Annotated in this window: 18 protein-coding genes; 12 read left to right on the top strand and 6 right to left on the bottom strand. The window is 46.6% G+C overall.

What is annotated here, in order from left to right; genetic code table 11:
• Nucleotides 1-162 precede the first annotated feature (162 nt).
• The 3 genes from AAKU61_RS05275 to AAKU61_RS05265 form a co-directional block, all read right to left on the bottom strand.
• Complete coding sequence (locus AAKU61_RS05275; RefSeq protein WP_354330247.1) at nucleotides 163-1,668, bottom strand: ATP-binding protein; 1,506 nt, start codon at nucleotides 1,666-1,668, stop codon at nucleotides 163-165.
• Nucleotides 1,669-1,771: 103 nt separating this feature from the next.
• Nucleotides 1,772-2,485 (bottom strand): response regulator, encoded by a 714-nt coding sequence (locus tag AAKU61_RS05270; protein ID WP_354330287.1) that lies wholly within the window; start codon nucleotides 2,483-2,485, stop codon nucleotides 1,772-1,774.
• A 23-nt stretch (nucleotides 2,486-2,508) separates the two neighbouring features.
• Nucleotides 2,509-3,822 (bottom strand): ABC transporter substrate-binding protein, encoded by a 1,314-nt coding sequence (locus AAKU61_RS05265; RefSeq protein WP_354330245.1) that lies wholly within the window; start codon nucleotides 3,820-3,822, stop codon nucleotides 2,509-2,511.
• A gap of 501 nt (nucleotides 3,823-4,323) precedes the next feature.
• Here AAKU61_RS05265 and AAKU61_RS05260 point away from each other — a divergent pair.
• The 5 genes from AAKU61_RS05260 (at nucleotide 4,324) to AAKU61_RS05240 (ending at nucleotide 10,369) form a co-directional block, all read left to right on the top strand.
• Nucleotides 4,324-5,583 (top strand): maltoporin, encoded by a 1,260-nt coding sequence (locus AAKU61_RS05260; protein WP_354330243.1) that lies wholly within the window; start codon nucleotides 4,324-4,326, stop codon nucleotides 5,581-5,583.
• Between the two features lie 177 nt (nucleotides 5,584-5,760).
• On the top strand, nucleotides 5,761-7,011 hold the full coding sequence (locus AAKU61_RS05255; RefSeq protein ID WP_354330241.1) for an ABC transporter substrate-binding protein: 1,251 nt from the start codon (nucleotides 5,761-5,763) through the stop codon (nucleotides 7,009-7,011).
• 281 nt (nucleotides 7,012-7,292) lie between these two features.
• A complete protein-coding gene (locus AAKU61_RS05250) occupies nucleotides 7,293-8,249 on the top strand; it encodes a carbohydrate ABC transporter permease (protein ID WP_354330240.1) in 957 nt (318 codons plus the stop codon).
• Nucleotides 8,239-9,147 carry a carbohydrate ABC transporter permease gene (locus tag AAKU61_RS05245; protein WP_354330239.1) on the top strand — a complete coding sequence of 303 codons (909 nt, stop codon included), beginning with the start codon at nucleotides 8,239-8,241 and terminating at the stop codon, nucleotides 9,145-9,147. The genes AAKU61_RS05250 and AAKU61_RS05245 overlap by 11 nt, the downstream gene beginning before the upstream one ends.
• Before the next feature lie 85 nt (nucleotides 9,148-9,232).
• Nucleotides 9,233-10,369 (top strand): ABC transporter ATP-binding protein, encoded by a 1,137-nt coding sequence (locus AAKU61_RS05240; RefSeq protein ID WP_354330237.1) that lies wholly within the window; start codon nucleotides 9,233-9,235, stop codon nucleotides 10,367-10,369.
• Nucleotides 10,370-10,429: 60 nt separating this feature from the next.
• Here AAKU61_RS05240 and AAKU61_RS05235 read toward each other — a convergent pair whose 3' ends face one another.
• A complete protein-coding gene (locus AAKU61_RS05235) occupies nucleotides 10,430-11,362 on the bottom strand; it encodes a LysR substrate-binding domain-containing protein (protein ID WP_354330235.1) in 933 nt (310 codons plus the stop codon).
• 250 nt (nucleotides 11,363-11,612) lie between these two features.
• Here AAKU61_RS05235 and yedA point away from each other — a divergent pair, with 250 nt between their 5' ends.
• The gene (gene yedA / locus AAKU61_RS05230; protein WP_354330233.1) at nucleotides 11,613-12,509 is read left to right on the top strand and encodes a drug/metabolite exporter YedA; all 897 of its coding nucleotides are present in this window, start codon (nucleotides 11,613-11,615) and stop codon (nucleotides 12,507-12,509) included.
• Between the two features lie 3 nt (nucleotides 12,510-12,512).
• Here the strand turns inward: yedA and AAKU61_RS05225 are convergent, their stop codons facing one another.
• Nucleotides 12,513-13,565, bottom strand: a complete 1,053-nt coding sequence (locus AAKU61_RS05225) for a GGDEF domain-containing protein (RefSeq protein WP_354330231.1) — start codon at nucleotides 13,563-13,565, stop codon at nucleotides 12,513-12,515.
• A 404-nt stretch (nucleotides 13,566-13,969) separates the two neighbouring features.
• Between AAKU61_RS05225 and AAKU61_RS05220 the strand changes: the two genes are divergently transcribed.
• Both AAKU61_RS05220 and AAKU61_RS05215 read left to right on the top strand, forming a co-directional pair.
• Nucleotides 13,970-14,587: a methylamine utilization protein gene (locus AAKU61_RS05220; RefSeq protein WP_354330229.1), complete on the top strand. Its 618-nt coding sequence runs from the start codon at nucleotides 13,970-13,972 to the stop codon at nucleotides 14,585-14,587.
• Between the two features lie 143 nt (nucleotides 14,588-14,730).
• Nucleotides 14,731-17,109, top strand: a complete 2,379-nt coding sequence (locus tag AAKU61_RS05215) for a putative bifunctional diguanylate cyclase/phosphodiesterase (RefSeq protein WP_354330227.1) — start codon at nucleotides 14,731-14,733, stop codon at nucleotides 17,107-17,109.
• 121 nt (nucleotides 17,110-17,230) lie between these two features.
• On the opposite strand, the gene AAKU61_RS05210 is transcribed toward AAKU61_RS05215, so the two are convergent.
• Complete coding sequence (locus AAKU61_RS05210; protein ID WP_354330225.1) at nucleotides 17,231-18,967, bottom strand: sensor domain-containing diguanylate cyclase; 1,737 nt, start codon at nucleotides 18,965-18,967, stop codon at nucleotides 17,231-17,233.
• 405 nt (nucleotides 18,968-19,372) lie between these two features.
• Here AAKU61_RS05210 and AAKU61_RS05205 point away from each other — a divergent pair, with 405 nt between their 5' ends.
• The 4 genes from AAKU61_RS05205 to AAKU61_RS05190 all read left to right on the top strand — a co-directional run bounded on the left by AAKU61_RS05205 (nucleotide 19,373) and on the right by AAKU61_RS05190 (nucleotide 22,323).
• A complete protein-coding gene (locus tag AAKU61_RS05205) occupies nucleotides 19,373-20,182 on the top strand; it encodes a DUF3034 family protein (protein WP_354330285.1) in 810 nt (269 codons plus the stop codon).
• A gap of 22 nt (nucleotides 20,183-20,204) precedes the next feature.
• Nucleotides 20,205-20,681, top strand: coding sequence for a group I truncated hemoglobin (locus AAKU61_RS05200; protein WP_354330224.1), 477 nt, complete (start codon nucleotides 20,205-20,207; stop codon nucleotides 20,679-20,681).
• 283 nt (nucleotides 20,682-20,964) lie between these two features.
• On the top strand, nucleotides 20,965-21,786 hold the full coding sequence (locus AAKU61_RS05195) for a DUF3034 family protein (protein ID WP_354330283.1): 822 nt from the start codon (nucleotides 20,965-20,967) through the stop codon (nucleotides 21,784-21,786).
• 75 nt (nucleotides 21,787-21,861) lie between these two features.
• Nucleotides 21,862-22,323, top strand: a complete 462-nt coding sequence (locus AAKU61_RS05190; protein WP_354330222.1) for a group I truncated hemoglobin — start codon at nucleotides 21,862-21,864, stop codon at nucleotides 22,321-22,323.

Genomic DNA, 22,323 nt, shown 5'->3' with positions numbered 1-22,323 from the left:
GCAGCGCCTCTTCGACTTCCTTTGAAATCTGCTGTGTACACATTGTAGGCAGGGATGCGTATTTGTAAAAATACGAATTTAAAATAGGGCTATCATAATTTATGATAGCTCTTGTTTTTGAAGAACACTGACCGCGTGCTTAAGTAATCTCTTGAGTAGTTTTTATGTGCCGTCGCTATCCGGGTGCGGGATATGCTGATCTGTTTTATTAGGAAGAAGTATGGTTGCAATCAAACCGCCGTCGCGATGATTTTCCAGTCGCAACTCTCCGCCATGTGCTTGAACAATACTATGGGCGATACCCAGACCTAAACCCATACCACCCGCATTTTTATGTCGACCGTGCTCCAGTCTGACATAAGGCTCCAATAAATGAGTGAAGTCTTCTTCTGGTACACCCGGGCCATGATCTCGGATTTCTATGGCGATCTGATCAGATTGTTCAGAAACATTAATCTCTACCTGTTTGCCATAGTGGATCGCATTGTCCAGTAAATTCCCGACCGCTCGCTTGAGGGCAAGCGGTTTCGCAAAAACGGTTAAACCAGATTCAATAAATAGAATTTCATGCCCTGCTAAGTGCGCACCTTTTACCATCCGACCTAACAAAGCATCAAGTCTGATTTCAGTCGGATTTTCATAAATATCACTATCCTTCACACATTGCAGCGCACCTTTGACCATCATATCCAGCTCGTCCAGATCATCATGAAATTCGGCACGGACAGCATCATCGTCAAGTAATTCTGCACGCAATTTCAGACGCACAATCGGTGTCCGCAAGTCATGAGAAATCGACACAAACAACCGCTCACGGTCATCAATATAACGCTGAATCCGCTCCCGCATTTCGCCAAAGGCCCGGGCTGTTTTTACAAATTCTTTGCTGCCGGTTTCAGGTAACGGTGGCGTATGTTCACCGTTACCAAATGCTTGCGCTGCCTCAGATAAAGCAGCTAGCGGCCTGGTTGTCCAACGTACGACTAAAATAGATAAAACCAAAACGGCGGCAAGTGAAAGTAGCTGGAGTAATACACGGTCAGAGGAAAAAGGATCGCCACTTTTAAAAAAATAAGGATTAGGCATTAAGGTCGCAAGATATAACCACTGACCGTCTGCCATCTCGGTTTGGATCACTAAGATAGGAGCAGGATTGGGCTGGGTGATCAAAATATGCTGTACCCATTTTTCTGGTACTTCACTAATTTGGGAGCCATCATCCGAAACGACCAAATCGGATGGCCATGCAAATCCGATTTTTAATTTATCTAAGGCTGGCAGCTCTTCTTTGAGGGAGGCTTGGATGTCCTGCACTGCCATGCTAGCCAGACGATTGCCAGTCAATTCGTTTAACTTGATCGCATTTTTGTTGATACTGACAAAAAACCGTGTCCCCCCCATTTCACGAAATAGCTGTATCGTCAGAGGCCGATAATTGGATGGAAGACTGGCAAAATATCGCATCGTACTGGCGGCACTGCGGGCGACATGCTGGGAAGAAGCTTTGGTTTCGATCTCGGATTCTTTACGAACCTGGGCTGTCCAGAACGCATTGCCAACAAATTGCGTCAACATCACCCCGGCAACCATCACCACTGTTAATCGTCCCAATAAAGAATGGGGGAGGATTTTTTGCAGAATCCGCTGGGAATGAGAAATGGTCGACATAGGCAGGCGTAACAATCGGGGAATAATCGAGGAACAATCGAGGAATAAGCGGGTAAAAATCGGAGAGTAATCAAGTAATCGTCAGATAATAGTCACGCAACAATCAGGCGTGAGCAGAACTGACATCTGCGGAAAAAACATAACCCGCGCCGCGTACGGTTTTGATGAGGGCTGGCTGCTTACCATCATCATGCAAACGCAAGCGAAGGCGACTGATTTGTACGTCTAAAGAGCGATCCAAAGGACCTGCATCACGACCACGCGTCTCTTCACACAATACGCTGCGATCCAGAATGTCGCCAGGATGCTCAACAAAATACTTGAGTAATTGAAAATCCAGTCCCGTCAGCGCAATCACGGTTCCATCACGGTCACTGACGGTGCGTTCAACGGTATCAAGAGTAAAGCCGACAAATCGATAATAGCGCGGAGCAGCTAGATTCTCACTACCAGTACGCCGGAGTATTGCTTTAATGCGAGCCAGCAATTCTCTAGGGCTATACGGCTTAGAAATATAGTCATCTGCCCCTAGCTCTAAGCCAACGATACGATCGGTCTCGTCTGAACTGGCCGTGAGCATAATCACGGGAACGTTGGAGCGATTTCTCACCACTTTGCACAATGCAAACCCGTCCGTATCAGGCAGCATGACATCTAAAATGACCAAAGATAATTCATCGGCATAACGATGAAACTCGGCTAAAAAAGATTCCCCGTTATGTGCCAGCTTGACCTCATATTGATTTTTTTCCAGATAGGTCTTTAACAGAGTTCTGGTTTTTTGGTCGTCATCGACTATCAGTATTTTGCGCATTATTACTTTCAATATTCTATTTTTATTTATGTCTTTGGAAGCGAGCGTGCGATGGCGGCTAATCGACGCTGTGTATCACCTATCGACATTTTGTCGTCGATAAAAAAGCGGACGATCTCAGCAATAATCGCGTCTTTAGAAATTTCGTCGGTCGCCATCCGGTGCGCAAAACTAGGCACTTGCGCGGCACTTCCCACAGAAAATGCTTTGAGCGACGCACGGGAGCAGCTATCCATTTTCGATGAATCCTGATTGCGTAAAACAGAAATAGAACCTTTGACACGGTTGTACTCTGTTTGCAGCGCTGGCGATACGACAATTTGAGCGAGCTTTTCTTGCGCGGCTCTGTGCGATCCATCCAGCGTCAGCATGACAAGGGTATCGATATCATATAGATGATAATTTTCTGTGCCTGGCACCGCCATGCAACTAAAACCAACATCGGTTGCCAATCCCCAATAATTTAGCTCGGCTTTCGCCCAGTCTCCCATGATAAACATGGCTGCATTGCCATCGGCAAACTGGCGCGCCATTTCTACCCAAGTACGCTCTTGTGAGGATACAGACATCATTTTTTTGAGCGCGCGTAAGCGTTTTAAGGCATTGGCAAAGCGCGCATCAGAGAATGCCTCGACGTCTTTTTTGACAAATAACTCGTTATAAAAACCCGCGCCTGCCTCGGATAACACCAGGTTTTCAAATAAAGTCGCAACCTGCCATGGTTCGCTGCTTTGTGCCAACGGTATCACGCCTGCCTGTTTTAATTTTTTTGCGACGACTTCAAACTCATCCCAGGTTTCAGGCGGTTTCAGATCATATTTTTTGAATACTTTTCGGTTAATAAATAATGTATTAATGCGATGAATCCCCAGCGGCGCGGCAACCAGACGTCCTTTGGGTTGCACCAAGGTCCAGACCAGCGGAAATAAAACTTTGTCCCATTTTCCAGCCGCACCAACGGCGTCAAAATCCAGCAGCAACCCCAGGTCTGACCATTCGCTGATCAGTACGCCGTTGACCTGCGATACCTCGGGCGCGTTACCTGTGAGGATGCGACTTTTAAGAACGATGCCCGCACCTATGCCTGACCCGCTAGGGATCAACGCATCGCGCCAAATAATATTTTCTTGGGCTAATTTACTCGCCAACACATCGACAGCCTTGTGCTCACTGGCGGATTTCCACCAATGCAGTACCTGCAATGTCTCTGCCCATGTTGTAGAGCTGGTCACCAGCAACAAAATGGGCAATATCAAGTTACGCACTATCTGCTGTGAGGATAGCTGGTAACGACGAGCACATTCTGCATGGGGCAACAATCTTATTTTTACTGTTTGCACCTGAGGATCCTTCTTTGTCTCGGGGGTGACTATAACGTAACTGAATGTTGTTGCGAAGGTAAATAAGCATCGATATTTGTAATGAACTGTGAGCTTACATTGCAATTTATTGCAGGCAGAAAACACATCGATTTTGCTCGTGCTCCGCTATGAGCTATCGGCGAAGAATTGCAAAAAAGCAAAAATCCCAACGTAAAGTTATGTAACAAGCCGACTTTAGCTGATTTTCAATTTTCTTATAAAAATCAATTACTTAACAGGTGATGACCAGATTGCAACTCAGGGTGTGGTGTCACAGTATCTGCGGTGCTAATGTCTGCTCGCCGCAACAATAAGTGCCAATACGGATGCTGGATTAGTACCCCGTTTTGGACAAATGATGGTGAGAAAAATTGGGCAACCATCTGCAGTAGATTAAATCCGGGAAATACCGGACATGACAGCATGCTCAAAAGCAGCGTCAGCTTGCTTGCGAGCGATTAAAAATACACAGGAGACATAATGAGTAAAACTGCATTCAGAGCGTTACCGCTCGCCCTTTCACTTGCCTTTACTGCCGGCGTAGCACATGCCAGCGATGCTGAAGGTGAGTTCCATGGCTACTTGCGCGCTGGCGTAGGCTCTAGTTCACAAAAAGGTCCACAAAGCTGCTACGACTTGGGTGGCAACACCATGAAGTATCGCCTCGGCAATGAGTGCGATAGCTACTTTGAAGGCGGTTATACAAAGGAACTGGCAAAATCAGAAAACGGCGTAAGCTGGGTCGGTACTTTGTGGATCGACGCTTACAAAAACGGTTCTGATTTCGGCAATGCCAAACCAGAAATCGCCAAAGCTTATGTAGAAGCCAAAGGGCTCGATTTCTTAAACGGTGGTACTGCTTGGATTGGTAAGCGTTACTACTTCCGTCCAGATATCCATATGCTGGATCTGCAATACATCAACTTAAATGGTACAGGCGGTGGCTTTGATAAAGTTGGCGGCTTTGGCCCTGGCAAATTCGGCTATGCCGTGTTCAAAGATAACGACACCAACGACATTGATGCGACGACCGGCAAAGTGCTCAATACGCCAGCAGCAGTGCGTCAGAACTTTATCTATGAAGGTGTGCCCGTCAACGAGAACGGTACGATTGATATGGCGATGTCGCTGATCAGTGCCCAAGGACAAAACCGTCATAACGGTTGGCAGTTCTCGATCTTCCATAAGCAAGATAAAGTACTTGGTGGCGCAAATACTGTTGGTATTCAATACGGTGTTGGTCCAGGCACTGGTATTGGCGGACCATGCTGCGACCGTATCGGTAGCTCCGGTAGCACAACGTTGGGTTCTGACGTTACCCGTTTGCGCGTATTCGATAATCTGGTGATCCAACCTACGACACAATTCAGCACTGAATTTATCGCTTTAATGCAGCGTGATAAGTCGGATGCACAGGGTTCCTCCACCTGGACTACATTAGGCGCAAGACCGGTGTATGCGTTGACTAAAAACTTTAAGCTGCAAGCAGAAGTTGGCACCAGTCGCGTCACACAAGCCAATGGCGGCGACGCTTTACGCCTGACCAAAATCACCTTCGCACCAACGCTGTCTATGGGTGAAGGCTACTGGTCGCGCCCAGAACTACGCGCCTTTGTTACCTACGGCAAATGGAATGATGCGGCAACCGCCGCTGTCAACGCCAGCAATAACTCTGGTCCGGTATATGGTAACAATACTAGCGGCACCTCAGTTGGTATTCAATTAGAAACTTGGTTCTGATACGCCTATCGGTCACTTTTACGCTCGCTTTTAAATTTGATCTTTATGACTTAGCTCATTTTTAGTCAATTTTACCGACTGCCCAGATGTGTCTGAACAAAAAAATATCAACACATCTGGCGACAGCAAAATAAAATCATTTAAAAACATTCCCCAAACATATTGGAGTAGACAATCATGAAATTGAAACAAATCGTTCAGGCAACTATTGCAGCCACAGCGTTGATCGCTGGCGCGCAAGTTCAGGCAGCAGAAGTCGAAGTCTTACATTATTGGACTTCCGGTGGCGAAGCCAAATCCGTCGCTGAATTGAAAAAAATGATGGAAGCCAAAGGCATCGTCTGGAAAGATTTCGCCGTAGCTGGTGGCGGTGGTGAAAATGCTATGACTGCGTTAAAAGCACGCGTCATTTCTGGTAGCGCACCGACTGCAGCACAGATCAAAGGCCCATCGATTCAAGAGTGGGGTAAAGAAGGCGTGTTAGCGAATATCGATGCCGCGGCGACCGAAGGCAAATGGGATGCAAGTTTGCCAAAAGTCGTCTCCAATATCATGAAGTATCAAGGACACTATGTTGCCGCACCGGTCAATGTGCATCGTGTCAACTGGTTATGGGTCAATCCAGACGTCTTAAAAAAAGCAGGCGCCAAAGCGCCGACCAATTGGGACGAATTTTTTGATGCCGCTGACAAAATCAAAAAAGCCGGCTTGATTGCCATTGCACACGGCGGTCAGCCATGGCAAGACGCGACGGTATTTGAATCCGTCGCACTCGGCGTCGGCGGTCCAGATTTCTATAAAAAAGCAATCGTACAACTGGACCCGGCCAGTCTGACTGGTCCAACCATGATCAAAACCTTTGATACCTTAGCAAAGATCAAAACCTACATCGATAAAGATGCCGCTGGCCGTGACTGGAACCTGGCAACAGCCATGGTCATCAATGGCAAGGCTGGTATGCAATTTATGGGCGATTGGGCGAAGGGTGAATTTACTGCGGCGGGCAAAGTCGCTGGTAAAGACTTCTTGTGTCTGACTGCGCCAGGTACCGAGAAAGCATTCACCTTTAATATCGACTCTCTGACGATGTTTAAAGTTAAAGATGCTGATCAGCAAAAGGCCCAACTAGTCTTGGCAAGCGCGGTGATGAGCCCGGAATTTCAGGAAGTATTTAACCTGAACAAAGGCTCTATCCCTGCCCGTGCCGGTGTCTCACGTGCTAAGTTTGATAGCTGTGCCATCAAGTCGATGGATGACATGGACGCGACGAGTAAGAGCGGTGGTTTAGTCCCTAGCTTTGCACACGGCATGGCAATCGACTCTGCTAAAGCCGGTGCGATTCAGGACGTGATTGCGAAGTTTATGAACTCCACGATGACCTCGCAAGCCGCAGTACAAGCATTAGCAAAAGCGGCTAAAGCGAAGTAAAGTAAGCTGCAGTAATAGCGACGTGATACAGAAGTAAGCTGCAAATAAGCTGGAAGTAAGCTGTAAAACAAGGTGGCAAACGTCATACGCACTGAATGAGATAACAACTCGCTGGTGCGTATGGCGGGCAGTAATGAAAATGGTGTGGAATTTTGCTTATTTTCATATACTCCCCCTTATTTTTAATAAAAATGCCTTAGTGTCCAATGATTATATGGACAATAAAATATACTCCCCATAAGTAATTGGAGCGATCATTGATATCGCTCTGGAGATTCTTGATGTCAGTTACCCCCACAGCAATATCGGGCCGCAGTCAGGCTGTCGATCACGCTCAGCGCCCCAAGGTCGCCCAAAGGCTCGCCAGTTTTGCCGATGTCTGGCTACCGCGCATCGTGTTGTCGCCAACGGTGTTGACTTCCCTCATTTTTGTCTACGGTTTTATCGGCCTGACAGCGTATCTGTCTTTGACCGAATCACGCTTGATGCCGAATTACACCTTCTCAGGATTTTCGCAATACAGCGCCTTGTTTGAAATTGACCGCTGGTGGGTTTCTGCCACCAACTTAGGCATTTTCGGTGGATTATTTATTTTGATTTGTCTGGTTGTCGGACTCTTGCTGGCGATTTTTTTAGATCAGCGTATCCGTGCAGAAGGTGCGTTACGAGCAATCTATTTATATCCGATGGCACTATCGTTCATCGTCACGGGTGCTGCATGGAAATGGATACTAAACCCAGGTCTGGGTTTAGAAAAAATGATGCATGACTGGGGCTTTGCCAACTTCTCTATGGACTGGCTAGTCGATTCTGACATGGCGATTTATACCGTCGTCATAGCGGGCGTCTGGCAATCCTCAGGATTTGTAATGGCATTGTTTTTAGCGGGATTGCGCGGGATTGACGACAGCATCATGAAGGCGGCGATGGTGGATGGTGCCAGCCTGCCGACGATTTATCGCCGTATCGTCATCCCCTCTTTGCGCCCCGTGTTCTTTAGTGTCTTGCTAGTGTTATCTCATATTGCCATCAAGAGTTTTGATCTGGTCATGGCGCTGACCGCTGGCGGTCCCGGCACCTCATCCGACGTACCTGCCATTTTTATGTACCAATTTTCTTTTACCCGCGGACAGCTAGGCTTAGGTGCAGCATCCGCAATGATGATGCTGATGACGGTACTGGCAGTATTAGTACCCCTGATTTATCTTGAAGCAAAAGAGGCACGTCATGGTCGCTAATTCTTCTCCGTCCTCTAAATTCTCTGAGGCAAATAATCCCAATCGCTCGCGGTTAAATATCGGTCGTATCTTTATCTACGTGCTCTTATTTTTATGCGCACTGTATTACCTGGCACCTTTGTATGTGATGCTGACCACCTCAGTCAAATCACTGGATGAAATCCGGAGTGGAAATTTACTGGATTTCCCTTTGCATCCAAACACTGCCGCATGGGCAAAAGCCTGGGGCTCTGCCTGTACTGGTGTGCAATGTGATGGCCTGGCACCGTATTTTTGGAACTCCGTCAAAATGGTGATACCGGCAGTCTTGATCTCCACCTTGATCGGTTCACTGAATGGGTATGTGCTAGCCCACTGGCGCTTTCGCGGGTCAGAGATTTTATTTACGGGCTTGATGGTCGGTTGTTTTATCCCGTTTCAGGTCGTAATCTTGCCTATGGCGCGCTTGCTGGGCCTGATGCATCTGGCCAATACAACGGCGGGTTTGATATTAGTGCATGTGATTTATGGCATGGCATTCACGACGCTGTTTTTCCGTAATTATTATGTATCGGTGCCAGAAGAATTGGTCAAAGCTGCCCGCATCGACGGCGCAGGATTTTTGACCATTTATCGCCGGATTATTTTCCCCTTGTCCTTGCCAATTTTTATGGTGTGCTTTATCTGGCAGTTCACCCAGATCTGGAATGACTTCTTATTCGGCGTGGTGTTCGGCGGCTCTGATGCGCAACCCGTCACTGTTGCCCTAAATAATCTGGTCAATACTTCGACAGGTGTGACGGAATATAACGTCAATATGGCAGCGGCGATTATCGCAGCACTGCCGACATTGGTGCTGTATCTGATCGCAGGAAAATATTTCGTCCGGGGGCTGACTGCCGGCGCGGTCAAAGGCTGATTCCTGATAACGACGACCGGTTGGACAAGGTCACAATCACATTAAAGTAATCGTATTTAATCTATTCAGAAGAAACGAAATAACCATGGCAAGTTTATCCATACGCAATGTACGCAAGGTCTATCCCAACGGCGCGGAGATATTAAAGGGCATCAATCTTGAGATTCAAGATGGCGAATTTTTAATCCTAGTCGGTGGCTCTGGTTGTGGCAAATCCACCTTACTGAATATGATCGCCGGCTTAGAGCCTATTTCTGATGGCGAGATTTATATCGGTGATCGCTGCATCAACGCTGTTCCTGCCAAATCGCGTGATATCGCCATGGTGTTTCAGTCGTACGCACTGTATCCGACCATGACTGTCAGAGAAAATATCTCGTTTGGATTAGGCATACGCAAAGTACCCAAAGACGAACAAAAAAAGATCGTAGAGCGGGTTGCCGAGACTTTACAAATCACCCACTTGCTAGACCGTAAACCAGCATTACTGTCCGGTGGGCAACGTCAACGGGTCGCCATGGGTCGTGCTATTGCCCGCGATCCAACGCTGTTTTTATTTGATGAGCCGCTCTCTAATCTGGATGCAAAACTGCGGGTAGAGATGCGCGCTGAAATTAAATTGATGCACCAGCGACTAGGCACGACGATCGTCTATGTTACCCATGATCAGATTGAGGCAATGACGCTGGGTGACAAAATCGCCGTGATGAAAGATGGCGTGGTACAGCAATTCGGCAGTCCGCAAGATATTTACGATCAACCTAATAATTTGTTTGTCGCAGGATTTATTGGCTCACCTTCAATGAACTTCTTAAAAGGCAAATTAGTCCCGCATGCTAATGGACTGGCATTTACTCTGGAGCATGCGGGCCAAACTAGTTTATTACCTCTACCGACCTCTTTTGCAGAACAACTCAAAGCAGGGCAATGGGCGGAGCGCGAGATCATACTCGGCATACGACCTGAACATGTGACCGACACTATCAGCGCCCGCCGCTCAGAAAGTGAAGAAGATTATCGCCCGACAGAAGTGGATTGCACAGTCGAACTGACCGAGCCAACTGGCCCTGACACTTTAGCATTTATCTGGTTTAACCAAAGCCGCATCACCTGCCGCACTCATCCACGTGCGATGGCTTTACCAGGTAAAAGTATGCGTCTGGCATTTGATTTATCGAAAGCGATTTTGTTTGATCCTAAGACGGAACAAAGAATCTCTTAGTGCATCTTGATGAATCTTGGTACATCTTATTTTTGCTAAATTTGTCTTAGCTCTTCATGATTAACTAAGGCTTTTGGTTCCTATCCATATACCGGATTCACATAAGTCATGTGCAACTTGTTGTACCAGTTTTTCTACTGCCATTGCAGCATTGGTTAATGGAATATTTTTAGAAGCGCATAGAACAACTGTCCGGGATAAGGGCGCGCCACTGATTGCATGTGCGCTTAATTCACCACGCTGTATTTCCGAAAGTAGCGGAGAGACCGGTAATATCGTAGCGCCCATATCAGCCATCAATGCCGATTTTAAAATCGCAATGGAAGTAATATCGATCACATGATCCGTCTTCAAACCAGCTTGTCTGACAACACTTTCTATCCGTGGCCTGACACCGTGCTGCACGCTAGGTAAAATCAAAGTAGCTTCCAAGGCTTTGGCTAAAGTGATGGTTTTACGCTTGCACGCAAATTGCGAGTCGCGGCGAGTGATGTACATCAGCTCTTCTTCTACTAAGGTCTTAGTAGAAAAACTGCCGAGCTGTCCGTCGTCAAACAATATCGCTAAATTCAAACGTCCCGACTTTAACTGTTCGGTCAAATTACCGGTTAATTCTTCCGTCAACTGAAACACAATATCAGGATAAGTCGCGCGTACCGCCTTCAGTAAAGGCAAGGCCAACGCGCCTGATGCGCTTTGCGGAATACCAAGAGCAACCGTTCCACTTGGTCTGTCAGAAGATTGACTGACCGCCGATTTAGCATCACTGACTTGCTTTAAGATAGCTTGTGCGTGCTCGTAAAAAATCTTACCGGCATCGGTGGCTTGCATGCCTTGTGCGGAGCGATGCAATAACAAGCACCCCAATTCGTCCTCTAATAACTGTAATTGCTGTGTCAATGCTGGTTGCACTATGTGCAGCACTTTAGCGGCACGTGACAAAGAGCCGTGATCGACTATCGCAACGAAATAGCGGAGTTGGCGCAGTTCCATTTAAGTTTGATTTCTTATAGTGTGATTTAATTCTGTCTTCATCGAAAACATCGATTTTCAACATCACGAAAACCCGTTGTTCAAGTATGCCATCGATACTCAGCTAAAACCCAGATGGGTTTCATCTATTCTGAGTCTTTAAAAATGGTTTGAAGTAATGTAACTGATTTATCTTTATTGATGTGTTCAAAAAAACTACTTGAGCACTATTGATACTGACCGCTCTGATTTCTCTGCCTCCAGGAAAAATATGTCCCGTCTGCCACGCTCTGTACTGATTGCTTTACTTACCGTCTACGTGGTGTGGGGATCAACCTATTTCGCTATCCATATCGCGCTGGCATCTTTCCCTCCGTTTATGTTAATGGGAACCCGTTTTCTGGTCGCAGGTGGTTTGCTATTTGCCTGGCAAACATGGCGCGGCGTAGCTCATCCCAGCTTAAAAGAATGGCGTGATGCGGGCGTCGTTGGAGTACTGATGCTCGGCGGCGGGATGGGCTTAACTGCGGTCGCGCAACAAAGCATTTCCTCAGGATTGACCGCGGTCTTCATTGCTTGTTCACCGATGATTTTGTCGTTTTGTGTTGGTTTTTTCGGTGACTGGCCTAACCGACGTGAATGGACAGGGATAGTGATTGGCTTTGCGGGCGCTGTGATGCTGGCATTTGGTGGCGAATTTTCTGCCAAGCCAATTGGTGTGATTAGTTTAATCGGGGCGATTTTAAGCTGGGATATTGGCTCAGTACTGTCACAGCGAAAATTAAAAATGGCGCCGGGTGCGATGGGATTTGCCAGTGAGATGCTGTTGGGTGGCGCATTTTTGATGCTGCTTGGTTTTTTGATGGGAGAAAAATTCAACACGCCAATCACTGTCAATGCATGGCTGGCATGGTCTTACCTTGTGGTTGCCGGGTCTTTGCTCGCATTTACTGCATATATGTACTTGCTAAGCGCAGTACCGCCCGCACTCGCTGGCAGCTACGCCTACGTCAACCCGGTGATTGCGGTAATTTTAGGAGTGACGTTGGGAGGAGAACAAATCGGAGGACGTGAGATGATTGCAATGGCCGTGATTTTAGGAAGTGTGATCTTGCTCACTACCGCACGCAAAAAAACTGATGCTGCGCTTGATGCAGAGCACAGCTAGGTTTTAGAAAAATTCTGCTGTGTCGTTAGACTTCTCTGCATGCAAATCGCCGCTCTCGACCAAGCTATCGTAGTAACAGGTGCGATTTCTTCCATTGCTTTTTGCAAAATATAAAGCCTGATCTGCGCGTCCCATAATCGCAACCGCAGGTTCAAACGGATCTATGCGGGCAAAGCCCACACTAACTGTAACCTGCCCGACTTGCGGAAATGGATATTGCTCTACGTTTTCGCGGAAACGATCAAAAATATGCTGAGCATCATCTTGGGCAGTAGCACGCAATAAAATCACAAATTCTTCGCCACCGAAGCGGAACAATCTGTCAGTGGGACGGAAAGACGAACGTAATAAATTAGCGATCAAAATCAATACCTCATCGCCATACAAGTGACCAAATTGGTCGTTCACCCGCTTGAAATGGTCAATGTCCAACACCGCCAACCAATGCGGCTTTTCGGGTTCGACAGCACGGCGATCTTGCTCGGGCTCGATCACTGTTTCAGTATTATTTTTTTGCTGGGAACTGACGCGCAAAATTTTTGAAAAATTATCATCAAAAGTTTTACGGTTTAATAATCCGGTCAGTGAATCACGTTCACTGTAATCCAGCAGATTCTGAAAATTGCGGTAAACAATTAAAATACCTTCCATCACTTGGAAAGTATTTTCATTGTAAGAATCAGGATTAGCGATTTCCAGGCAGGTACTGACTTTTTCATTGGTCCAGATAGGCAACCAAATCAAACGCTTACCGTCTTCTGATGATCCTTCAATCAGATTCTGATGCCTCGAAATACCATCTTCCAAATTAGGATACTTAGCAATCAAATCACCGGCGGCGCTAATAGTGCTGACGTCGACAACTTCAAGTACCTTGCCATTTTTGATCGTAATTTGGGACTGTACAAATGTTTGTCGACCCACAGTCGTGATATCCAACACGCGTGCGTATTCAGCGCGTGTTAATTCACACAGAGCCGAAATGACTGAAATATTGAGGAGATCATGGTCGCGATGACCAGTAATTTCCACAAGATGTTTAATGATGGAATCCATACTCTACTAAGAGTTGACTGCGATAAGCGAATTAAGTGGGACTGACAATACCTTAGCGACGATTAAGAAACAATAAGTTAACAACAATTTACAACATCTTTGTCACAATTACTTATTTTCATTCGCTTTATTATAGATATTTACTGCAACCAATGCATTTTGGATGCATCAACTAAGACAAAGTGACATAAAACTATTTTTGAAATAATTTTGCATTATCATGACTGACAGACGATTCGAGCTAGCTTTATCAGCCAAAAACTCAGTTTACAGAGATTATGCAGGGTAGCTTAAAAAGTTAGCTAATCATGATATCCGGTGCTTTGAAGAGCTTAAAAACCACGAAAAAACATTATCGACTATATCTATATATCTCTACGATTGATCTAGTGAGGAGAAATGCCATGATACAAAATATGAAACATACTCAATTGGCAGCCATTGCTTTTGCTCTTTTATCAGGCGCATATACATTACCAGCACACGCTGATCATGTGATTCAAGTACTCGACAACACTGGCAAACCTGTTCCTGACGCAGTGGTGTATTTCGACAATGGCAGTATCGAAAAAACCAAATCTGCCAAAGTCGATATTGAGCAAAAAGATAAAAAATTCATCCCTCTGGTGACGGTAGTACAGACTGGGACAGCCATCAGCTTCCCCAACAATGACACGGTACGGCATCAAGCTTACTCATTTTCGCCAGCGAAGCCATTTGAATTAAAACTATATGCAGGCAAGCCCGAAGCACCGATTACCTTTGACAAACCGGGGACTGTGGTAGTCGGCTGCAATATCCATGATCAGATGCTGGCATATATCCAAATTGTCGATACCCCGTATTTTGCGAAAACAGATGCCGGTGGCAAAGCAAAAATTACTATCCTGCCTGCTGGGAAATATAGTTTAAAAACTTGGTACTATCAACAAATGGCGAATAGCCCAATAAGTGAGCAAGCCGTTGTAATCAAGGACGACAATTCTGCGCTTGTTGTCAAATTGAATTACAAAGTAAATTGAACTTGATCGCAGTGTTCCGGGATTGACTGAGTGAGTTACGCTTGTAGTAAGTTGCCATTATTATGGTTTATCGACCGGATATTAAAACAGCATGCAGTCATTTCAAAAAAATGAAAATCGCCACAAATCAGCAAGGATAGTTCATGCGTTTGCATAGTCTGGAAAGCCGCGTCGTCACTCTGTTTATCGCCCTGACCCTGATGGTTCAACTCGCAGGATTTTTTGTTATTCAAAATACGATTTATCGCAATGCGCGTGCCTCGATTCAGGAAGAACTGAAGCGGAGCGAAAAAATCTTCAACCGCTTACTAGATCAGAATGCACAAAAACTGATACAAAGTGGCGAGGTGCTTGCTAAAGATTATGCGTTTCGTGAGGCCATTGGTACCAACGATACTAAAACGATAGAGTCTGCCTTAATCAATCACGGTGAAAGAATCGGTGCCAGTTTTTCTATGGTAATAGGCCTGGATCGCAGCATTACGGCAGCCACCAGCGATGTTTTTGCAAGTAGTTTTCAGCAATCAATTTTGCCTTTGGTGATACAGGCAGAACAAGTCGGCAGTTCGTACCGCAATGCCGTCGTCAAGGGTAAATCTTATCAATTAGTGATGGTGCCGATTAAAGCACCAGTTACTATAGCCTGGGTGTTGATGGCAATCCCGATTGACCAACGCATCGTCGCTGACATGCGTGAATTGTCAGGCTTACAGATATCACTGCTGACCGAGAATCATGCTGAAGGCAATAAATGGATGCCGGATGTGTCTACTCTCAATGCAGAACAAGTCGCCATACTAGCAACCCAGATTCCCAAAATTCAAGATACAAGCCAATCCATCGCAGAACTACGCATCGGCGATGAAGACTACAGCGCGCACGTCCTTAAATTAGCCGAAAACGAGAAGTGGATTACGGTCGCCGTATTGCAGGTCTCGCTGAGCGAAGCCATTGCGCCCTATAAACAACTGCAAAGAGATCTGCTGATACTCACGATACTTGGGGTCATCATCGCCAGCATTATTAGCGTTGTCACCACTAAGCGAATTACTGGCCCTATGCGTCAGTTAGCGGATACTGCCAAACGGTTAGGCGCGGGTGACTATACCGCCACGATCAAAGTGCAACGCAATGATGAAATCGGCGATCTGGCGCGGACTTTTCTGGTCATGCGTGATGGCATTGCCAACCGCGAAAAAGAAATCCGGCGCTTAGCGTATTGGGATATTTTGACCAATCTGCCAAACCGGGCACTGTTCGTCAGCATGCTGCAAGATGCGATTACACAAGCAAGGGCAAAAAAAACTACCTGCTACATTCTGATGATGGATCTGGATCGGTTTAAACATGTCAACGATGTGATGGGACATGGTTTTGGTGATCAATTACTAACGCAAGTTGCCCTCAGACTGACTAATGAGCTGGGACAAGGCACCATCAAACCTGCGCGTCTGGGTGGTGATGAGTTCGTCGTGCTGTTACCCGACTCCACTCTGTTAGAAGCACAAGAGCTGGCTGCAAAAATTTTAGCGTCCTTAGAAAAACCAATTTCGATCGAAGATCAAACCGTTGATCTGGGTGCGGGGATTGGTATTGCCGGCTTCCCCGACAATGCCAATGATGCAGAATCCCTGTTAAGCCGGGCGGAAGTGGCGATGTATGCCGCCAAGCGTGCCAACAGCGGCGCGGTAACCTATGTGCCAGCCATCGATAAATCCAGCCAGCAAAGTTTGTCTTTGCTGAGTGAATTGCGCACCGCGCTGGAACAACAGCACTTCCACTTGTATGTACAGCCTAAAGTCGCATTGGATACAGGCAAAGTAATTGCTGTCGAGGCGCTAATCCGCTGGATACATCCAGAACGCGGTTTTATTTTCCCCGATCAATTCATCCCATTTGCAGAGCAAACCGGCTTTATTCGCCAGTTAACCCGCTGGGTACTGAATGATGCCGCCCGTATCTGTAGCCTATGGATAGCGCAAGGTCTGAACCTGAAAATGTCGGTCAACCTGTCTACCCGCGATTTACTGGATCAGGATTTGCCGAATAAGTTTGCCGATATTCTGGAGCGACATCACATTACGCCTGCTGCGTTTTGTCTGGAAATTACCGAGAGTGCGATTATGGATGACCCGATCCGGGCGCAGCAGACCTTAGAAGGTTTGCATGCGATGGGCGCCGATTTGTCGATTGATGATTTCGGTACTGGCTACTCCTCACTTGCGTATTTAAAAAGCTTGCCGGTGGATGAATTAAAGATCGATAAATCCTTCGTTCTGAAAATGGAGAAAGATATTGATGACACTAAAATCGTCAAATCAACCATTGATCTTGGTCACAACATGGGATTGAGAGTGGTGGCAGAAGGAGTCGAAAATAAAGAAGTCATGCAACTGCTCAAGGACATGGGCTGTGATCAGGCGCAAGGCTATTACATCAGCAAACCCATGCCAGCCGAGCAGATGCTCACTTGGATGGCGCAATGGGATGCAAGACAAGCGACACCAGACGCTGGTAGTTAGCTTCGTTGTTTAACTAAGCAACCAATATACTCATGGTAAGTATTATATAGCTGTCCATACAATCATTGATCTGCAAGCTAATTTTACGAAAAATAATGGGGAGTATATTAAATCCTAGTCCTCATACCAAATGCATTTGGTGCGATTTGCGATCTCTTTTATGGTTGTACATACGACTGTCGGCAATCTTAATCAATCGTACATAATCATCACCATCCTCAGGGAAACACGCCCAGCCAACAGATACGCCGACACTGACCATAACATCGTCCAGCGCAATCGGCATTTCTACCAGGGTAGAAATTTTCTCTACCATGTTGTGAATATCGATAGAGCTTTTGGTGTCTTTGAGTAAGAGCACAAATTCGTCACCGCCATAACGCGCCACAACATCGGTTTCTCGAATAGACGCTTTTAGCCTGGCCGCGATGATCACCAAGGTGGCGTCACCGGCGTCATGCCCATAGTTATCATTGATAAATTTAAACCGGTCCAGATCGACAAATAAGATAGTGAATACGGTGTGCTCATGGGGATTATTTTTTGCGTGTTTTTGCAGATAACTAATTTGTGCGAATAAGGATTCCCGGTTGGCGACTTGCGTTAATTTATCAAAACGCAGCTTCTTTTCCATCTCAATAAATGTTTGAGCAAGAATGCCAATTTCATCATCGCGCCGGATATCCAGCTCTGGCAAAGGCTGACCTTCACCAAATTTTTCTGCTGCGCCGGTGAGTTTGCGGATGTCGCGCATTACCCGATCAACGATGGTCAAACCTATCGTCAATGCAAACAGAATACAGGCCACTGCAATTAACAGGCTCTCAAAAAAACCTTGGTTAACGCTACTCATAAAATCGGAGCGCGGTACAGCAACCACAGTCAGCCAGTTCAAACCTTGCTTATCACCCAAAGCCGCGACTGCCACATCGACTGTGCCAGTTGCCAGGGTAAATGACTGGGTTGACGAGATTGATTTGTCGCCTTGCAAAATTTTTCTTTGCCAGGCATAACTACGTTTATAAATCTCGCTGATTAGTGGCGTCTTCATTTCTGATGCACGCAAGCGCTGCGGCGCATCGTTTGGACTTACACGTGTTACAGCCAGCTCATCACCAGAGGTGGCGACGATGTAACCCTCACTGTCGATGATGTAAGCGACACTGTTTTTGCTGATTTCTAAAGTCCGTAAAAAATCTGACAGTACTTTTAATGTTACGTCGGTAGCGACCACGCCGATCAAAGTATGGTTGGGCTGAAATACGGGCTTAGCCAAAGTCACGGTCGGCTCTGCCGAGGTAAAGTCATTATAAATTTGCGACCATACTGGCTTATCGGATGCAATCGCCGCACGATACCAAGGCCGCAAACGCGGATCGTATTGATCCGTACGCAATAACACCGACCGGTCGCCTGGTGTTTTTGCCTGATAGACCTGGCGCTGGCGCGCGCCGGGTTCATGCCAATACACTTCAACGAAATCAGGTTTGATGCGAAATACACCAACCATGCGGCCATCCTGACCGCCGTAATAGACGTAATTATTCACATCCATAAACAGGCTGCTGGCGATCCACAATTTGGATTCCAGCAAACCAAGATCATCCGAGAATTTTTGTACTGCCGGGGCGTTTTTAGGATTAGGGGCGATCGTATCCAGTGCCACTAATGCGCTATCTAAATGCTTTCCGGTAGCGCTGCTGATACGATTAACCATATCGGTCAAAATATGTTGCGTCAGCGTGTTCACCGCATCGGTTCCGGCCCTCATTGATACCCAGCCAATAGCCGCAGCGACGCCTATTACTAAAATAGTAATAGGGACGACTAACTCACGGCGTAAGGAGGACCGGCTCATCTGTTTTCGTATAACAAAGTGTTAAATATCGTAATCTGGCTTGAGAAAAATAATGAAGAATAAGCTTAGTTTTATACGATATCAGGAATGTAGGTTCAATCAAAATCCTGATATGGCTTTGCTCGGGCAGATTTAGTTTTTTTTGGTAAAGTGTTGCGTAATTTAATGGTGTGAGATCTTTTCATATCAAGATGTTCATATTATCGATACACAAAATATCAACACCGTAAAACATCCGTAGCAAAAAGCTTAGCAATACCGATCGAGCACCAACGCTCTTTAGCCACAGGTCATTTGATGTACATAAAAAAAGTAATCGTAATCGCAAGTAATGCGCTCTTTTTTTATTTGTCCTCGCCATTATTTGGACAAGCAGCCAACGCGCAAAATTTGGCCTTGCCCGACATGGGCAAATTGACAGCGACCGGCGGTGTCAGTCAGCTAGAAGGCGCTGGCGGCGGTGGCATTACGCCTTGGGCACTGATCACCGGTTACGGCAGCGAAGATAGCTATGGCGTCAACGCACATATCACGCAAGTGGACACGCAGGATTACCGCCTTAAAACTTACGGCGTCGCGCTGGGTTTTGCTGACAAACTGGAAGTGTCTTTAGCTAAACAAGAGTTCACCGGCAGCCGCGCCCCCTTGGATCATCTCAATATTCAACAAGATATTGTCGGCATTAAATTGAAATTGTCCGGCGATGCCGTGACCGATCAAGACACGCTGTTGCCACAAATTGCGCTAGGCGTGATGTTTAAGCGCAATAACGGTGTGGCGGGACTTGGGGCACTTGGCGTCACTAATGTAAAGCAGCTTGGCGCAGTCAGTGACAACGGCGTTGATTACTACCTGTCTGCGACAAAACTATATCTGGCACAAAGCCTGTTAATCAACGCCACACTGCGGATGAGCAAGGCAAACCAAATGGGCTTGCTCGGTTTTGGTGGTGATAAAAACGATCAATATAAACCCCTGCTAGAAGGCTCTGTGGTCTATCTGATCAATCGTAAATGGGTCGCAGGGATGGAATATAGAATGAAGCCGCGCAACCTCGGTGTTGATAATGAAAAAGATTATGCCGACGTGTTTTTGGCTTATTTCCCGACCAAGAATTTTTCTGTCACTGCGGCCTATGCCAAATTGGGTGACATCACGGTGTTTAATCCCACCACGCAGCGCGGCTGGTATTTATCACTACAAGTTGGTAACTAGTAAACGACAAGAGACAATACAAATGAACGCGCGAACAGTTTTAAAAATCTCGGCTGTAAAACTCTTGAAAGCACTGCTGTTCGTCGTGCCCATGTTTGCAGCAAATTCAGACATCTACGCAGAGTCCGCAATACAGACCGATGCGCTTTATCAAGGCTTGGGTAGTGAGGCCGGCATTGGCAATATTGTTGATGATTTGATTCCATTAGTGCTGGCAGATCCACGTATCAAAGAGTCGTTCAAAGAAACCAATATGAAGCGACTGGCCAAGCTATTAAAAGAACAATTTTGCGTTCTCAGCGGTGGTCCTTGCACTTATTCTGGCGACAGCATGAAGGTGTCACACGACAAGCTCGGCATCACTGGTGCTCAGTTCAACGCCCTGGCAGAGGATTTGCAAATCGCGATGGAGCAACAGCATATTCCTTCATCGGTACAGAACAAACTGATTGCCAAACTTGCGCCGATGAAGCGGGACATCGTTGAACCGAAAAAATAGCCGCATACGATTTGACAATATGTCACACAATATTTGTCGTTATCTCGCATTGGCTTGAATCCGGTTTGCTAACGCCAACGTATTTCTTCCACGAGACGCTCGTTGCTGAGATGCTCCCAACCCACCTATCAGCGAGGAAATGACTATGTATTTGACGATGTATCTAAAGAACCGAGCTTTACAAGCCGCCATGATCAGCAGTTTTGCCATTTTCTGTCAGCAGGCGAGCGCCCAAACTAACGCACCTGCCAGCACATCGACATCAGCCGACACACCATCCAGCATGCGACCCGACATGGGCAAACTGACCGCAACCGGCGGCGTTAGCCAGCTAGAGGGCGCAGGCGGCGGCGGTCTGACGCCTTGGGCATTAATCACAGGTTATGGCACACGCGACAGCTATGGTGCGAATGTGCATTACACCCAAGTTAAAACTCAAGATTACGGACTCAGAACCTATGGCGTAGCCGTTGGTATCGCAGACCGGGTCGAATTGTCCCTGGCTAAGCAAGAATTTACCGGCAGTCTGGCACCACTTAACTCACTCAACATCCAGCAAGATATTCTTGGCATCAAAGTCAAAGTCGCGGGTGACGCCGTGTATGACCAAGATAGCTGGATGCCACAAGTTGCCGTCGGCGCGATGATCAAACGTAATAACGGCATCGGCGGCCTGGGCGCTCTGGGCATCACCAATGTCAAGCAACTAGGTGCCAAAGATGATCGCGGTGTGGATTACTACGCTTCAGCCACTAAAGTGTTTTTGGAACAAAGCCTGCTGCTGAACGGCACTTTGCGGATGACCAAAGCCAACCAAATGGGTATTCTCGGTTTTGGCGGTGATAAAGAAGACAAGTACAAGCCTATGCTAGAGGGCTCTGCTGCTTATTTAATCACCCGCAAATTAGCCTTGGGGGCAGAGTACCGGATGAAGCCACGTAACCTCAGCGTCGATAACGAAAAAGATTACTACGACGTGTTTCTGGCTTATTTCCCGACTAAAAATGTGTCGATCACTGCGGCCTATGCGACTTTGGGCGATATCACCGTATTTAATCCGACCAATCAGCGTGGCTTTTATTTGTCGCTGCAAGCCGGATTTTAATCTGACTGTATCGCGCAACACAGCACACAGGCTAAAACACATACAAGAACTGACCTATTTTAGAAAGACATGATCATGCAAACACGTCTCAGCTCCAAGCTCGTCAAAGCAGCTGTTATTTTCAGCTTTGGCATCAGCGCTACTATCGCCACTAGCACCGCGGCATTCGCCCAGACCACGCCCGACGCGGTGTACCAAGGCTTGGGTGGCAAAGAAGGCATCAATAAAATTGTGGCTGATTTTTTGCCGATAGTTTTAGCAGACGACCGCATCAAAGACGCATTCAAAGAAACTGATATGGAACGCTTGGGTTTAATGTTGGCAGAACAGTTTTGCGCACTGACTGGCGGCCCATGCAAATACAGCGGTAAAGAGATGCAAGAAGCGCACAAGGGGATGAATATCAATAATGCACAGTTCAACGCCTTGGCAGAAGACTTACAAATTGCAATGGAAAAAAATAACATCCCCTCTTCGGTTTCTAATAAGCTGGTAGCGAAACTGGCACCAATGCAACGCCCCATCGTCACCAAGTAA

The sequence above is a fragment of the Undibacterium sp. GrIS 1.2 genome (assembly GCF_040544435.1).
In the GTDB taxonomy this organism is placed as follows: domain Bacteria; phylum Pseudomonadota; class Gammaproteobacteria; order Burkholderiales; family Burkholderiaceae_D; genus Undibacterium.
Note: the sequence above shows the minus strand (reverse complement) of the source record. Positions and strands in the feature narration are given on the sequence as shown.